Raw genomic sequence first — 16,619 nt, 5'->3', positions numbered from 1 at the left:
ACAAAATCATAGAAAAAGGAGCGGACACTCAGAGTATCCACTCCATTTACACTATAATATAAGAGTTAACCTACTTCTCTTCATCTTCCTTTGTCTCTTCTTCAGAAGGAGCCTCGGAAGTAGCTTTTTCATTGCTTACTGCTGGCTCAGCTGCTGCAGATCTCTTATTGATGATAGAAGATTTGAGAATACGAACCTTCACACCGTCTGCTATTTCAAGAATTATGCTGTCATCTTTCACTTCGCGAACTGTACCAAAAAAGCCACCTGCAGTTATAACCTGATCGCCACGAGTCAGGGCTGCCAAAAGATCATCATGCTGCTTTTGACGTTTCTTTTGCGGCCTAATGATAAAGAAATAAAAAATAAGCACAAATATTACGAGAGGGAAAAGCATCCCCAAAAGACCACCTTGCGCTCCACCAGCTCCTGTTGTCTGACCACACTGCTGATTCAAATAAAACGCCTCCTCTTCTAAATTCATCCCTTTGAGTTCAACAGTGATATTCTAGCAGAATATCAAATCCATAAAAGGGTTTATTATTACTCTTCTCTATGTTTGAGATAAAAAAGTAATTTTTCGAGCTCTACAGATATATCTACACTATAAACAAGCACACTATCAGGGGCAACAATAGCCAAGGGAGAAAAGTTAAGAATCCCTTTTACAGTGCCGACAGAAACTATTTTATCAACACATTCCTGAGCCACGGATGATGGTACCGTCAAAATAATAACTTCAATACCATTCTTCTTCATGACATCATATATGTCATCCATGTGATAGCAAGGAATACCAGCAACTCTTTTCCCTACTTTTTCAGGATCTACGTCAAAAAGCACTTTAATATCAAATTTTGAGCTTTTGAAAGCTTTATGCCCGAGAAGGGCTTCGCCCAGACGTCCGACCCCCACAAGGGCTATAGGCCATTTTCGCGGAGAAGCAAGTATTTCATCAACATGTCTATACAGTTTCTCTACGTGATAACCCACCCCCCTTTTTCCAATTTCACCGAAATAAGAAAGATCTTTTCTTACCTGACTCGCTTTAAAAGCAAGCATCTCTCCTATTTCTTGGGAAGAAACTACCTTCTGACCTTCATGATAAAGCTGCTCTAATAATCGATGATATTGAACAAGCCTTTCAACTGTAGGTTCAGCAATTTTCATTTTTTCACGTCCTTCAATCTTCTCTCAAAATATGTGCGGCCCTCTGACTATGAAATTTTGAAACGAGACAGCCCCGCATAGCCAGTTCCAAATCCTTCTATTTCTTCCTCTATGCGAAGGAGTTGGTTATATTTTGCTACTCTGTCAATACGTGCTGGAGCTCCGCTCTTAATTTGACCTGCTGCTACAGCAACGGCCAGATCACTAATAAACGTGTCATCCGTCTCTCCAGACCGGTGGGAAATAACGGTGCTATATCCATGACGTACAGCCATATCAATAACATTCATTGTTTCACTTACCGTCCCTATTTGATTCAATTTAATCAGTATAGAGTTGGCAACTTTCTGATTAAACCCTTCTTGCAACCGCTCTGGATTCGTAACAAAGATATCATCTCCAACCAATTGCACAGACGTTCCTAATGCATGAGTCAGAGACGCCCACCCTTTCCAATCGTCTTCAGCCATTCCATCTTCAATAGAAACAACTGGATATGCTTTGCAGAGATCAGTATAATACGAAATTATATCGCCTGTATCCAGAGTTCTTCCTTCACCGGCAAACTCATATTTACCATCTTTGTATATCTCAGAAGCAGCAACATCAAGGGCTAAACTTATCTGATCACCAGGAGTATAACCAGCTTTTTCTACAGCTTCAAGGATCAAATCGATGGCCTCTCTATTGCTTTGCAAGTTGGGAGCAAAGCCACCTTCATCACCAATTGCCGTACTGTATCCACGAGTCTTAAGCGTCTTTTTCAAAGAATGGTAGGTCTCTGCTGCCATACGAAGGGCTTCTGCAAAAGAACTCGCTCCATGGGGAACAATCATGAATTCCTGTATATCAAGATTATTATCGGCATGAGCACCGCCATTGATTACGTTCATCATTGGGGTAGGCAAAAGATATGGTCTAATTCCTCCCAAATAAGCCCAAAGTGGAAGGCCATGATCTTCGGCTGCTGCTCGTGCGACAGCCATTGAAACTCCAAGGATAGCATTGGCTCCCAAATTTGATTTGTTATCTGTTCCATCTATTTCTAATAACGCCATATCAATGGAAGCCTGCTCTGAAGGATCACTCCCCACAAGTTCCGGCCCAATTTTATCGTTTATATTTCCGACAGCCGTCAATACCCCCTTACCCATATAGCGGTTTCCACCATCCCGCAATTCCAAAGCTTCATGAGTACCTGTAGAAGCTCCGGAGGGTACCGCAGCTGTTGCTATAATGCCGTTATCAAGCCAAACCTCTACCTCTACTGTAGGATTTCCTCGTGAATCAAGAATTTCTCTTCCATAAACACCCGCTATGATACCCATCCCTATCATCTCCAATTCAAAAAATTCCGTTTACCACGGCTTTTCATCAGATTTAACACGACGTTCCTCTTGCAACTCGTAAGGTATTGACTCTTTTCTTCTTATCATCTTTTCGTCGTCAATTAAAACTTTTATCGTGAGAACACGTGTTGGGTAGGCTATTTCTACAGTGTCTCCCATCCGAACCTGAGCGGAAGAACGACATTGGCGACCATTGAGGCGCACGGCTCCTACTTCTACCATCTCCTGAGCCACGACTCTCCTTTTTACTAACCTTGACTCTTTCAAATATTTATCAAGTCTCACATTGTTCCTCCATACACAAATCTAGATTAAGTATAACAAAAATTTGTATTAGCGAGCTTTCAAATTTTTGGCAATTTTACTATACTCTTCTAGCTCTTCTCTCGTTGCTTTACCTTGCAACATCCTTTTCTCAATTCTTTTAAAAACATTTTCTGACTTTCTTCTATGCAATGCTTCTGAAACAGCTTTCCAACACTCTTCTTCTTCACTGAAAGAATCACAAAAAGCCCCTCCAGAAGCCAAAATTCTAAATGGGAGTGTTTCACTCAAATTACGCCAATGCTCTTCTAGCTTTTCTGGAGATTGCCCAGAGAAAAGAGCTGCTATCATACCCTTAAGCCCTTCATTATCTATAAGCAGAAAAACTTCATCAGGGTCAACTGTTCGACGCCGCACGGGGTTATTCCAAAGACAATATACGAGTGCCGCCTCAAGAGGGTCAATAGTTTCATCTAAAGCATTATGTTCCTCTTTTTGAGCATCTCCGTCTCTGTGCTCTGACACATTTGATTTTGACACGTTTCTTGCCACACGCAGAGAGTCAAGCTGAAGCTGCAATTCGTGAGGAAGAACTCCTAAAACAGCACTTACTCTCGGAACATAAGGCGCAATATCGATAGGATTCAGCTGAGCAAATCCTTGAAGTAAATCTTCAACGGCAGTTCTTCTTGTCTGAGGATTTTCAAGTTGCGATTGTCGCAAAGAAAGGTGGAAAAGGACTAAGGGCAACGCTCTGTTCAGCGATTTATTGAACAGAGCCTTTCCATCTTCATGGGAAAGCAAATCATCTGGATCTTTTCCTGAAGGCAATCCAACGACGCGAACATCCAAGCCACATTGCTGCAAAACATACATACTCCGTACTGTAGCCTCTTGTCCAGCTGTATCTGAATCGTAACAAATAAAGCAAAGATCCGTAAAGCGTTTTAATAGGCGCGCCTGATCTTCTGTCAAGGCTGTACCTAAGGACGCAATAGTTTCTTTATATCCTGAAAGATGCAATCGGATTGCATCCATATATCCTTCAACAAGAATCGCTCGCTTCTTTTCTCGAATCTCTTGTTTAGCTACGTGTAATAAATAGAGATTTTGACGCTTACTGTATAAAAGTCCTTCTGGGCTATTAATATATTTTGCTCCATCTCCATCTGTAACTCTTCCGCCAAAAGCAAGAAGTTTTCCTGAAACGTCGCGGATAGGAAAAATAATTCTACCCCTAAAACGATCATATACTCCTTTTGTTCCCTCTATGACAAGTCCACAATCCAATGCTTCTTTTAGAGAGGTTTTTTCTTTTTTCAAATGGCTCCATAATGAATCCCATGAAGATGGAGCCCAACCTAACTCAAACATTGATGCATCCTCTGGCGTTATATCTCTCTTATTGAGATAATGCAATGCTATACGTCCACCAGGCTCTTTCAAAGCTGTACGATAAAATAGTAAAGAGAGCTCCATAATATCAAATAAAGAACGTTTGTCCTCACTTTTCCCAGACACAGAAGGAACAGAAAGAGTCACTCCAGCCTTGCGAGCAAGAATTTCTAGAGCTTCTCTAAAGTCTAGTCCTTCAATTTTCATAATAAACGAAAAAATGTCTCCGCCTTCTCCACATCCAAAACAGTGAAAAGTCTGCCGATCAGGAGAGACTATAAAAGAAGGGGTCTTTTCTTGATGGAAGGGACACAAGCCTTTAAAGTTTTTGCCTGTCTTATGAAGACGAACATAGTCGCCTACAACATCAACAATATCAAGTCGTTCTTTTATAAGACGAACTGCATCCTCACCCACCTGAGATCACCTCCACTTAATACAGCATAAGAAAAAAGGGGAAGGATATCAATCCTTCCCCTCAGAAAATACAATCTTTACAATAAACTTTACCTAACTTACATGAAGAGAGGAGCTAAAACCAAAGCTACGACTGACATCAACTTAATCAAAATATTCAAGCTTGGACCAGACGTATCTTTGAAAGGATCTCCCACTGTGTCTCCTACAACTGCAGCAGAGTGATTACTTGTTCCCTTACCGCCGAAGTTTCCTTCTTCTATGTACTTTTTGGCGTTATCCCACGCACCACCCGAGTTTGACATGAAGATAGCCATCATAACACCGGTAACGATAGATCCTCCGAGAAGACCACCCAATGCTTCAGGACCAAGAATCAATCCAACAAGAATAGGGGTAATGACAGCCAAAAGACCAGGAATAACCATTTCTTTCAAAGCAGCGCCAGTTGAAATATCAACACATCGCTCATACTCTGGGCGTCCTGTTCCCTCCATAATGCCTGGAATCTCACGGAACTGTCTTCGGACTTCATCAATCATGGATTGAGCAGCTCGTCCAACAGCCTGAATTGTCAAAGCGCTGAAAAGGAAAGGTAACATGCCTCCGATGAACAACCCCACCATAACCTGAGGATCTTTTAAGTCAATGGCATCAAGATTAACAGCATGCGCATATGCAGCAAAAAGAGCTAACGCTGTAAGAGCTGCGGAACCAATGGCCAAACCTTTACCCATAGCAGCTGTAGTATTCCCTACGGCGTCAAGTTTATCGGTAATTTCGCGAACTTCATGAGGAAGGTGACTCATTTCTGCGATTCCACCAGCGTTATCAGCGATAGGTCCGTAAGCATCAACGCTCAGTGTCATTCCAGTGATTGAAAGCATACCAACGGCTGCACATGCAATACCGAAGAGGCCTCCAAATTTATAACCAACAAGAGAAGCAACACAGATCAGTATAACAGGTATAACAGTGGATTTCATTCCCACAGCTATACCGGAAAGAATAACAGTAGCTGGTCCTGTCTCTGAGGATTTGGCGATCTGCTTAACAGAATTATAGTCTCCAGACGTATAAATTTCAGTCACATAACCAATGAGAACTCCCACAGCCACTCCGGAAAGAACAGCCCAGAAAAGAGTTAAGTCTCCCAAAACAGCTTTGGTTACAAAGAAAGAGCCTGCAATCATAACTCCGCCTGTTACAAAGGTACCTATTCTGAGAGCAACCTGTGCATTGCCGCCTTCTTTAACACGGACAAACATCGTTCCGATAATGGCTGAAACAATTCCTAAACCAGCCAGAAGAAGGGGATAGTAAATGCCACGACCTCCAAAAACGGTCAAACCAATAGCCATAGCTGCAATAATCGAATTTACATATGATTCAAAAAGGTCGGCACCCATTCCGGCAATATCTCCAACGTTATCACCAACGTTATCGGCAATAACAGCTGGATTACGTGGGTCGTCTTCAGGAATTCCGGCTTCAACTTTACCAACCAAGTCAGCTCCCACATCGGCAGCTTTAGTATAAATGCCTCCACCAACACGAGCGAAAAGAGCAATGGAGCTTGCTCCGAAACCAAAACCTGTTATGATGTTGGGATCCTTGAAAAGAACGTAGCAAAGCATTATTCCAAGAACACCAAGACCGACAACAGACATCCCCATAACGCTTCCGCCACGGAAAGCGACACCAAGAGCCTCATTCATTCCATGAGTGGCAGCGTAAGAAGTTCTTCCATTAGAGCGTGTGGCAACTGTCATGCCAATATATCCAGCGATAGCACTGAAGAGAGCACCTACTAAGAAAGAAACAGCTGTCCCCATGCCGATTTTAAAGCCAAGAAGAGCTCCAACAAGTATTGCGAAAGGGAACAACCAACGATACTCCCTCGAAAGGAAAGCCATTGCCCCACCATGAATGATTTCTGAAAGTTCATTAACTCTTTCGTTTTTGACTTCAAACGCTTTAATTTTGCTATATGCAAAGAAAGCGTAAACGAGAGCCAGAACTCCAGATCCTACTACGATCCAAAACGCCTGAGAATCCATACAAAGAAACCTCCCTTTAATTCATAAAAACTTGAAAAAGACAGCCCGCCTCAATAGGCGGGCAACTACGGCCAAAAACTCAGTCAATTATAGTAAGGAGAGATAGTAAAGACAAGTGATAAAACCTATTTCCTTTTGTCTTTCTTTATAAATATTTCAATATTTCCATTTAATTTTCCTATTTTCTTCAAAGAAGAGAGCATGCCCTTTATGCCACCCTCGATAAACTCCGCTACAAAAGGTTTTAAATGTATATACTCCCCTTCTACAGTCAGAGTAAGTTTATTGGGATTTGCCTTACGAGATAATGAAAGAATATATTCCGCCAAAAATTTTTCTTCTCCAACATAAAATATTTGTCTTGAACATTTCGTCTCTTTTTCTCTCTTTGAATTCAAACTGTAAAAAGCAACAACTCCCAAAATATCTGAAGGACAATCTTCAGGTTCTCCTATCCAAACCTTCGGGTAGGAGAAAGATTTTCCCCCTTCAATTAGAAGAATGTCAAGATCAGGCTCTATATTATACTGTATTTTTTCAAGGGGCAAGTCTCCTGCTTTTTCATATCGATAACCATCAACACCCCAATAAAGCACCGGGATATCGTATAATAAAGCTTTTCCCGTATCTGTATGGCATGATGATAAAACTTTTTCATGAGAGTGTTTGACATAAGCAACTTTAGCATCAGCTTCCTTTAGATATTCAAGCAATAAAAGGCAAAGGCTTGTTTTACCACTGTTTTTTATCCCAGCGACAGTAAAAATAAAAGCCATATCAAGTCACTCTTTCGCCCGATCTGAAGGAGTCTCAATCGGACTTGTTTTCACGCTGTATTCTCGTATGTAGCCCTTCCAGATATTTCTATAGCTATCAAGCAAAAAGACAAAAAGGCTTATGATCAAAGGCCCCAAGAACAATCCGAGAAAACCCCAAGATGCTAAACCCCCGACAACACCTATAAAAATAATAAGTACGTGAGCTTTTCCTCCGCCAGAAATAAATATGGGACGAATAAAATTATCGACCATACTCACAATGGTAAGTCCCCAGATTGAAAGAATAAGAGCTTCTTTTATCTGCCCATTGTAAAAAAGATATATAGCTCCCGGCCCCCAAATAAGTGGTGTACCAATAAAGGGTATCATTGCCAGCAATGCCATAATTGCGCCAAAAAGTGCAGGGCTAGGGAGTCCTACATACCACCATCCCAGAGCTCCGAGAACACCCTGAATACCGGCGGTAAGGGTGATGCCATAAATAACCGCTTGTAGAATTTGCTTTGCCCTATTGAAAAAAGCTTCTTTTTCTTTTAAAGGAAGAGGCACAATATCATTTACATAGTCTAGAATAACGTGTCCGTCTCTAATCATGAAGAAAGAAGCCACAACAATAACTATAAGTTGATAAAGGATACGTATAGAATCTCCCAAAAAAGATCTGGAGGTATCTGCTAACGTGGAGGCAATCCATGACCCAATCTGTTCTATGACATTGACTAAGAAGGGATAATCCTCTAAGAAAGGACGTATTCTATTGGCAATTATTTCAGGGAAGAAAAGATTCATCAGTCCTTTGCCTTGTTCAATGTTCACCTTTGACAAAATCGAGGCGAGATGTCCATATATTCGTATTCCTTCCCTAGCCAGTGTAACGCCTACAAAGATGGCTGGTACAACTATAAGAAGAATGAGAATCGCTGTGGATAGGACGGCTGCAACGTTAGGGTATTTCCCCTTAAATAATTTTCCGTGAATAATTTTATAAAAAGGATAAACAAAAAACGACAATATGGCTGACCATGCCAACGGACGAAGCAGATTAAAGGACACCAGATATGCAAGAGCACCCAATGCTAAAAAAACAATTGTAAACGGAAGGAAAAAATTTCGAATCCGTTTATAAGGCCGCCGACTCTGGTATGTCAAAACAATCTCTCCCATCCCACACTTCAATTATAAACATTTATTTTTCATGAACTATTAATTCTGTAACATCTGGCCTCGAATAGTGGCCGCAGACATCAAATTCCATTCTAGCCCTTGCAGACTCATCGGGATTAATGTCGGCATAAATGATGCATTCTTTATCCCAAACAGGTTCAGTAACATAGTGACCGTAAGGATCGATAATGGCAGAGCCTCCATTACAGGGTGTATCAGGCAGCTTTTCAATTTCAGCAGCAGGGCCATGGTATCCAACAGGATACATTTCTTTTGTAAAATACTGATTAACATGAAAAACATAACATTTGCCCTCAATAGCAATGTGCTTAATAGTACTATGCCATTCAGGATTATTGTTAGTATTGGGGCATAGATATAATGAAACCCCCTTCTGATAAAGTGCTACACGAGCGAGAGGCATATAGTTTTCCCAGCAAATCAAAGCTCCCATTTTCCCCCATGGCGTATCAACTACAGGAAAATAATCCTTGTTGGCATCTGCCCAAATCACTCGTTCTGTACCTGTAGGCTTCAACTTCCGATGATTACACAGCAGGTCTCCTTCCGGGGAGAAAATCATATTGGAACAGTACAATGAACCATTATTATAGTCCCGCTCGGTATAGCCTATGCTAACATAGGCACGTGCCTCTTTTGCTGCAGCACCTATCTTATCAGTATCTCCACTAGGGCAGAGGAGTGCATTGTCATAATAGATTTTCCAGTCATCTCGACAAGCTTCCGTTCGTGAACCGACGGTAAATCCATATGTCAATCCATATGGATAACAAGGAATAATAGACTCAGGAAATATAATCAATTCTGCTCCATTCGCGCCAGCTTCTCTAATTTGTCCACAAACCTTTTCGATAGTGGAATTCTTATCAAACATAACTGGGGAAGCCTGGACCAAGGCAACTTTTAAATATTTTGATAAGTCTTTCATAGCAACCTCCAAGCAAAATACAACTTATATTGTCCAACAGTAAAAGTATACCAGTTCCATAGACAAAGAGTATATAGATTTATTGTTGATTATAAAATCACCTTGATTTATAATATCGAATTCGTATTCAATATATACCGCAAGTTGACGGTGTATTTTTTACTCTCATTATTGAATATAAATTCATTTTTAAGGAGATACTCGAATGAACAAAGAAGAAAGAGTTCAACTTATGTTACATGGAGATTTAAAGAAAACCTTATTAAAAATGGGTATTCCAACCGTGTTTGGAATGCTTATCAATGCTCTGTATATCGTTGTTGATGGCTATTTTGTTACTGGACTTGGTACATCGGCTTTTGCCGCAGTCTCTGTAGTATTTCCATTGGTTCAGATTGTTATTGGGATCGGTCTCGTTTTCGGTACAGGAGGTTCTTCCTATATAGCTCGATTGCTGGGAGCTGGGGAAAAAGAGCGTGCTAATCGCACTGCATCTACGACCCTGTTCGGCGGGTTGATAGGAAGTATTTTTTTCATAGTCCTTTTTCTCCTGTTTATCAAACCTCTGCTCTTTACGTTGGGAGCTACTGAACAAAGCTATGGTTTTGCCCACAAATACGCCACTATTATCCTATCTGGATCAATATTCAATATTCTGTCTATCATAATGGGCAATTTAACGATAGCGGAAGGACGCGTAAAACTTACTATGATAGGAATGACAACAGGAGCTGTTCTCAATATTATTCTTGATCCAATTTTTATATATACTCTGTCCATGGGTGTTTCTGGTGCTGCCATTGCCACTGTCTTAGCAGAATTCATTGCTAATATATTTTATTTCCAGTTTATTTTACGGAAGAAGAGTTATCTTCATTATTCTCTCAAAAACTTTCGACCAGATAAAATTATGTTGCAAGAAATTTTCAAGATTGGTCTCCCTAGCTTTTTTGTTCAACTGCTTACTAGTCTTTCTATGGGGTATACCAATCAACAAGCCAGAATGCTTGGCGGAGATGACATGGTGGCAGCAATGGGCGTCATGTTACGCTTGATGGCATTGGGATCTTTTGTGGTTTTTGGTTATACTAAAGGTTATCAACCCGTTGTTGGAGCAAATTATGGAGCAAAACAGTATCATCGAGTACGCTTGGCTATCCGCACTACTCTTCTTTGGCTCACTAGTTTCTGCGCTATTTTTGGAATATCGATTGCTCTTTTCAGTCATCCCATCGCTATGGCATTTTCAAACGACTCTTTAGAAGTTTCAAAGCTCGCCTCAAAAGCACTTTTATTAAATGGGCTTATCTTCATTGGTTTCGGATTTCAATGTACCTATTCGCAGGCGTTTCTGGCGCTAGGGAGAGGTAAGGAAAGTTTTATACTGAATATATCTCGACAAGGAATATTTTTCTTCCCAGCAATGTATTTTTTATCTAAATACTTTGGGATCAAAGGTATTTTTTGGGCTCAACCTATAGCTGATATTTGCACGATTATCCAAACGTTATTTTTAGTTCTTCGAGCAAATAAAACACTGCACTTTTGACAATAAGGGGGAGGAAGTTTATGCCGCAAGTTTTAAAAGAAGAAATTCGTGAACGAATTTTTTACGCAGCAGAGGAAGTTTTTTATGAAAAAGACTTTCGAAGTGCAAAAATGCAAGACATTGCGAATCGTGCAGGGATTCCGGTAGGACTTATCTACTCCTATTATAAAAACAAAGAAGACCTGTTCAATGATGTAGTTGAACCTGTATATTTTGCTTTTCATCAAGCAATTAAAGAAGAAGAATCGTCTCTACATGGATTTACTTCGAAAAGTTCTCAAGATGCTGGAGTAATATATATGAACAACCTTTTTGCAAATCATAAAAAACTTGTAATTTTAGTGGACAAGGGCTCTGGGACAAAGCACGCACACGCAAAAGATGAGCTTGTTCATATTCTTGAACTTCATATTCGAAAAGCGCTAGATTCAAAAACAATCAGACACTATGACAACATGCTTATTCACATTCTAGCATCCAATTTTACGGAAAGTTTGCTGGAAATTGCACGCCATTACAAAAATGATCAATGGGCTCAAGAGATGTTTACTTTAGTTAATCAGTGTTATTTCAAGGGAGTTGACTCTTTGTGAAAAAGCAGAGCGGCTTCAAAAGAAGCCGCTCTGAATATTTATAGAATTATTTGTAAGCGCTTATTCCCACTCTATAGTGGAGGGTGGCTTACTGGTAACATCAAGGACAACCCTGTTAATTCCCTTAACAGCATTACAAATTCTCCGAGACGTTCTATCTAATACATCGTAAGGAACACGCACCCAATCAGCAGTCATTCCATCTGCAGATTCAACTGCACGAAGAGCAACCACTTCAGCGTAGGTTCTTGAATCTCCCATAACTCCTACGGTCTTAACTGGCAAAAGAATACAGAAAGACTGCCACACTGTAGGATAGAGGTCACTCTTTGAAAACTCTTCTCTAAAGATTTCATCTGCAGCTCTTAATGTCTCAAGACGTTCTTTTGTAAGTTCTCCCAAGCATCTCACTGCCAGGCCAGGACCAGGGAAAGGCTGCCTATTAACGATATCGTCTGGAATTCCCAATAATGTGCCTATTGTCCGCACTTCGTCTTTAAAAAGATCGCGCAGAGGTTCAAGAACCTTTAGTTTCATATCATCAGGCAATCCGCCAACATTATGATGGCTCTTAATGACAGAAGCACCTTTTCCTTTTTGACCGCTCTCAATAACGTCTGGGTAGAGAGTTCCCTGAAGAAGCCATTCTGCATCCTCAACTTTAGCTGCTTCCGCTTCAAAAACGCGTATAAAGGTCTCCCCTATTATCTTTCGTTTTCGTTCAGGATCGGTAACACCCTTTAGGGCTTCCAAGAAACGATCACTAGCGTCCACATAATGCACATTAAGATCTAATTGCTTATATTGCTCCAAAACTCGCTCAGCTTCCTGATACCTTAATAAACCATTATTAACAAATATACATTCGAGACGATCACCAATAGCCTTTGCAGTCAACACAGCAGCGACACTTGAATCGACTCCGCCAGAAAGACCACAAATAACTCTAGTATTCTGGGTCGTCTTTTTTATATCCTCAACCATGGTATCAATCCAGTTTCCAAGATCCCAATCTCCAGTACATGAACAAATATTGAAAAGGAAGTTGGAAAGAATTGCCGTTCCGTTCTGCGTATGAGCAACTTCAGGATGAAACTGCAATCCCCAAATATGTTTTTCTTCCATTGCGAAGGCTGCAGGAACCCCACCATCTGTTTCTGCCAAAAGCTTTGCCCCATCTGGAAGTTTGGAAATATGATCACCATGACTCATCCATACTTCAAATGTCTCAGGCACACTCTTCAAAAGCAAAGAATTCAACTCTTTCAGAGAAATGGCTGTTCGCCCATACTCCCGGCTTACTCCGGAATCGACATGCCCACCTAGAAGTTTTGTCAAAAGCTGCATTCCGTAACATACTCCCAAAATAGGAACACCAATATTAAAAAGATCTGCAGAAACAGTTGGGCTGCCTTCTTCCATAACGCTCTGAGGTCCACCAGATATAATAACGCCACGAGGCTGACGTTGACGAATATCGTCAACAGAGGTATCCCAAGGCAATATTTCGCTATGCACCTTCAGTTCCCTTATTCTTCTAGCTATCAGCTGTGTGAACTGAGAGCCACAATCAAGAATCACTATATTATCCATTTACATTCCTCCGAAAAAGAGCAAAATTCTCAAGGTAAATTCGTACTTCAATTATATTACCAGAAAGAGAAAAGAGGGAAAAGAAAAGCCTCCACTTTCGTGGAGGCTTTTCTTCATATTTATATTTTGTCGATTGCTGATATTCCTAATACATGCCTTCCATTCCGCCCATGCCACCCGGGCCACCCGGCATTGGAGTAGCACTCTTAGGTTCTGGTTTGTCAGCAACAATAGCTTCAGTGGTCAGAACCATAGCTGCAATGGAACCAGCATTCTGCAATGCGCTGCGTGTAACCTTTACAGGATCAATAATTCCGGCCTCAATCATGTCAACATATTCGCCGGTAGCAGCATTTAGACCATTACCAGTCTTCAAGCCGCGAACTTTCTCAACAATGACATCGCCCTGATATCCAGCATTCTGAGCAATAAGATGCAACGGAGCTGTAAGGGAACTCAACACAATTGTACCGCCAGTTTTCACATCGCCGGCAAAATCCTCAAGATATGTCTCAAGGGAAGCAAGGCAGTTGATTATAGCAACACCGCCACCTGCAACGATTCCTTCCTCAACAGCAGCTCTTGTAGCGTTAAGAGCATCTTCAATACGATGTTTGAGCTCTTTCTGCTCTGTCTCAGTAGCAGAACCAACCTGAATGACAGCTACGCCGCCAACAAGCTTAGCAAGGCGCTCCTGAAGTTTCTCTTTGTCATAATCGGAAGTAGAATCTTCAAGCTCTCGTTTGATCTGAGCAGCTCTCTTACGAATTTCGTCTGGGTTGCCTGCACCCTCAACGATAGTTGTCTCTTCTTTTGTAATGCGAACTTTTTTGGCTTTTCCGAGCATGGAGATATCTGCACTATCAAGTTTGATGCCGATATCTTCACTAACAACCTGACCGCCGGTTACAATGGCGATATCGTTAAGCATTGCCTTACGACGCTCACCAAATCCTGGGGCTTTAACGGCTGCAACCTGCATTACGCCTCTCAGTTTGTTAACTACGAGAGTTGCCAAAGCTTCTCCCTCGATGTCCTCAGCAATGATCAAGAGAGGTTTACCTGTCTGAACAACTTTTTCGAGAATAGGAAGAAGGTCTTTGATATTGCTGATCTTGCCATCGTGAATAAGAATATAGGCATCATCAAATGCTGTTTCCATTCTCTCAGGATCAGTTACCATATAAGGGCTGATATATCCTTTATCAAACTGAAGTCCTTCGACCATTTCGAGAGTGGTTCCTACGGTCTGGCTATCTTCTACTGTGATAACTCCATCCTGTCCCACTTTATCCATAGCTTCAGCGATAAGCTGACCAATAGCAGAATCATTGGCGGAAATAGAAGCTACCTGAGCAATTTTGTCTTTATTTTTAACGGGAATAGCCATCTTTTTCAGCTCATCCACGACGAAATCGATAGCTTTGTCAATTCCCTGGCGCATAAGCATACCGTTAGCACCAGCCGCAACGTTTTTCATACCTTCACGGATAATTGCGCGAGCCAAAACTGTAGCTGTTGTGGTACCATCTCCAGCTACATCATTTGTCTTGGAAGCAACTTCTTTTACAAGCTGAGCTCCTGTATTTTCAAAAGGATCTTCCAATTCGATTTCTTTCGCAATGGTAACACCGTCGTTGGTAATTGTGGGAGATCCAAATTTTTTCTCAAGAACAACATTACGTCCTTTAGGACCAAGTGTTACACCAACAGTATCAGCTACTTTATCAATACCACGCAGCATTGCATGGCGTGCTTCTTCACTAAAAGTAAGGATCTTCGGCATTTTTATTTTCCCCCTTAATAGAGATCTCGTTCTCGACTCTTACTTCTCAACGATAGCGAGTACATCGCGCTCGCTGAAAATGACAAATTCGTCTCCGTCAAGCTTTACTTCAGTTCCAGCATATTTACTGAAAATAATGCGATCGCCGACTTTAACTTCAAGAGGAAGCTTCTGTCCGTTTTCAAGAACCTTACCGGTTCCCACTGCAATAACTTCTCCCTCCTGGGGTTTTTCTTTTGCAGTGTCTGGAAGAACAATGCCTCCCTTTGTTTTCTCTTCCTGATTGATGACCTTAACGACAAGACGATCACCAAGTGGCTTTAAATTCATTCGAGAATCCCTCCCTAAAAGATAAATATCTCTTTTAACATATTAGCACTCAATGTCATCGAGTGCTAACCGAACGGCTTAGATATTAATTGTCCTGCTTTTGAATCTCAAGGATGGTTAAATGTAATTAGCTGAATTTATTCTTGATAATCCATCATTTCCTCGTTATTTCTCCTATATTCTTACTTTTAAATTCTTTTAAAATACTAAACCAGTGTCCATGAGGGGTTAGGCGCTAACAAAAGATCTGATATATCCCCTTTTTGATATCTATTGAAGGCAGCTGCTGCAATCATTACAGCATTGTCAGTGCAACGAATTGCTGGAGGAATAAAAACCATCCAATCCTTTTTTTTCATCAGAGCCTCTCTCAATCCTCTATTAGCTGCAACGCCACCAGAGATAGCAACTTTCCGAATACCTGTAACTTCGACCGCTCTTTCTAGCTTGGTCATAAGGGCTTCCACTGCAGCTTTTTGAAATGAAGCGCATAAATTTGCCACTGGAAGTTCGACTTTCTTCTCTTTCAAATCATTCACAGCCCACAGCACCGCTGTTTTCAAACCACTAAAACTAAAAGCAATTTCATTACTGGATTTTAACGGGACAGGAAAAGAAAAGGCTTTAGGATCGCCTTTGTAAGCAAGTGAATCGATCACTGGCCCTCCAGGATATCCCAGATCCAATAGTTTGGCCACCTTGTCGTAAGCTTCCCCCGCAGCATCATCACGAGTAGCACCTAAAAGACTGTATCTTCCAAAATCTTCTACCAAAACTATCTCCGTATGTCCTCCTGAAACAATAAGACAGATAAAAGGTGGAACTAGGTCAGGAGATGCTACAACGTTTGCAAAAAGATGTCCCTCAAGGTGATTAACGCCAAGAAGGGGCAACTTCCATGTCTGAGCCATAGCCTTGGCAGTCATTACCCCTACCATCAAAGACCCCATCAAGCCGGGACCGGCTGTGACTGCAACAAGAGAAAGCTCTTGAGCCGGTTTAGTTATGCCGGCATCGCCTAATGCTTTATGAACAAGAGGCAAAATAGCCTCCAGGTGCTTTCTCGACGCAAATTCAGGCACAACCCCCCCAAAAGGGGCATGATCTTTAATCTGGCTCGATATTAAATCAGCCTTTACGTTCCGCTGTCCTTCCAATATAGCAACAGCAGTATCATCACAACTACTTTCTATTCCTAATGTTAAAAAGCTTTTTTTCACC

The 16,619-nt window shown here is 41.2% G+C and carries 15 protein-coding genes; 2 read left to right on the top strand and 13 right to left on the bottom strand.

All coding sequences use genetic code 11. The features are described 5' to 3' along the window. Positions 1 to 70 precede the first annotated feature (70 nt). From yajC to ACZ5GY_RS02625, 9 genes are all read right to left on the bottom strand, one after another. Positions 71 to 457 carry a preprotein translocase subunit YajC gene (yajC, locus tag ACZ5GY_RS02665; RefSeq protein ID WP_307879499.1) on the bottom strand — a complete coding sequence of 129 codons (387 nt, stop codon included), beginning with the start codon at positions 455 to 457 and terminating at the stop codon, positions 71 to 73. A gap of 86 nt (positions 458 to 543) precedes the next feature. Continuing rightward, on the bottom strand, positions 544 to 1,170 hold the full coding sequence (locus ACZ5GY_RS02660) for a redox-sensing transcriptional repressor Rex (protein WP_213691787.1): 627 nt from the start codon (positions 1,168 to 1,170) through the stop codon (positions 544 to 546). Between the two features lie 47 nt (positions 1,171 to 1,217). After that, on the bottom strand, positions 1,218 to 2,498 hold the full coding sequence (gene eno / locus ACZ5GY_RS02655) for a phosphopyruvate hydratase (RefSeq protein WP_213691788.1): 1,281 nt from the start codon (positions 2,496 to 2,498) through the stop codon (positions 1,218 to 1,220). A 30-nt stretch (positions 2,499 to 2,528) separates the two neighbouring features. Beyond that, positions 2,529 to 2,804 (bottom strand): S4 domain-containing protein, encoded by a 276-nt coding sequence (locus tag ACZ5GY_RS02650; RefSeq protein ID WP_213691789.1) that lies wholly within the window; start codon positions 2,802 to 2,804, stop codon positions 2,529 to 2,531. Positions 2,805 to 2,852: 48 nt separating this feature from the next. Then, positions 2,853 to 4,595 (bottom strand): DNA primase, encoded by a 1,743-nt coding sequence (gene dnaG, locus ACZ5GY_RS02645; RefSeq protein WP_213691790.1) that lies wholly within the window; start codon positions 4,593 to 4,595, stop codon positions 2,853 to 2,855. A gap of 98 nt (positions 4,596 to 4,693) precedes the next feature. Next, positions 4,694 to 6,655, bottom strand: coding sequence for a sodium-translocating pyrophosphatase (locus ACZ5GY_RS02640; protein ID WP_213695135.1), 1,962 nt, complete (start codon positions 6,653 to 6,655; stop codon positions 4,694 to 4,696). 125 nt (positions 6,656 to 6,780) lie between these two features. After that, positions 6,781 to 7,431, bottom strand: a complete 651-nt coding sequence (locus ACZ5GY_RS02635; RefSeq protein ID WP_213699772.1) for a molybdopterin-guanine dinucleotide biosynthesis protein MobB — start codon at positions 7,429 to 7,431, stop codon at positions 6,781 to 6,783. A gap of 6 nt (positions 7,432 to 7,437) precedes the next feature. Beyond that, on the bottom strand, positions 7,438 to 8,583 hold the full coding sequence (locus ACZ5GY_RS02630; protein WP_307879503.1) for an AI-2E family transporter: 1,146 nt from the start codon (positions 8,581 to 8,583) through the stop codon (positions 7,438 to 7,440). Positions 8,584 to 8,620: 37 nt separating this feature from the next. Then, on the bottom strand, positions 8,621 to 9,547 hold the full coding sequence (locus ACZ5GY_RS02625; RefSeq protein ID WP_213691184.1) for a carbon-nitrogen hydrolase family protein: 927 nt from the start codon (positions 9,545 to 9,547) through the stop codon (positions 8,621 to 8,623). Positions 9,548 to 9,752: 205 nt separating this feature from the next. On the opposite strand from ACZ5GY_RS02625, the gene ACZ5GY_RS02620 reads away from it, so the two are divergent. Together ACZ5GY_RS02620 and ACZ5GY_RS02615 are read left to right on the top strand one after the other, a co-directional pair. Beyond that, a complete protein-coding gene (locus tag ACZ5GY_RS02620) occupies positions 9,753 to 11,096 on the top strand; it encodes an MATE family efflux transporter (RefSeq protein WP_213699773.1) in 1,344 nt (447 codons plus the stop codon). Between the two features lie 20 nt (positions 11,097 to 11,116). Beyond that, positions 11,117 to 11,689: a TetR/AcrR family transcriptional regulator gene (locus tag ACZ5GY_RS02615; RefSeq protein ID WP_464111975.1), complete on the top strand. Its 573-nt coding sequence runs from the start codon at positions 11,117 to 11,119 to the stop codon at positions 11,687 to 11,689. Between the two features lie 60 nt (positions 11,690 to 11,749). Here ACZ5GY_RS02615 and guaA read toward each other — a convergent pair whose 3' ends face one another. The 4 genes from guaA to tsaD all read right to left on the bottom strand — a co-directional run bounded on the left by guaA (position 11,750) and on the right by tsaD (position 16,618). After that, on the bottom strand, positions 11,750 to 13,282 hold the full coding sequence (gene guaA, locus ACZ5GY_RS02610) for a glutamine-hydrolyzing GMP synthase (RefSeq protein WP_213690280.1): 1,533 nt from the start codon (positions 13,280 to 13,282) through the stop codon (positions 11,750 to 11,752). Between the two features lie 145 nt (positions 13,283 to 13,427). Further along, positions 13,428 to 15,068 carry a chaperonin GroEL gene (groL, locus tag ACZ5GY_RS02605; protein ID WP_213690281.1) on the bottom strand — a complete coding sequence of 547 codons (1,641 nt, stop codon included), beginning with the start codon at positions 15,066 to 15,068 and terminating at the stop codon, positions 13,428 to 13,430. A gap of 39 nt (positions 15,069 to 15,107) precedes the next feature. Next, positions 15,108 to 15,398 (bottom strand): co-chaperone GroES, encoded by a 291-nt coding sequence (groES, locus tag ACZ5GY_RS02600; RefSeq protein WP_213690282.1) that lies wholly within the window; start codon positions 15,396 to 15,398, stop codon positions 15,108 to 15,110. Positions 15,399 to 15,604: 206 nt separating this feature from the next. Further along, positions 15,605 to 16,618 carry a tRNA (adenosine(37)-N6)-threonylcarbamoyltransferase complex transferase subunit TsaD gene (gene tsaD, locus ACZ5GY_RS02595; RefSeq protein WP_464111974.1) on the bottom strand — a complete coding sequence of 338 codons (1,014 nt, stop codon included), beginning with the start codon at positions 16,616 to 16,618 and terminating at the stop codon, positions 15,605 to 15,607. Position 16,619: the final 1 nt, after the last annotated feature.

The organism is Aminobacterium thunnarium (assembly GCF_055390565.1).
This window is presented reverse-complemented; position numbering and strand designations above follow the sequence as displayed.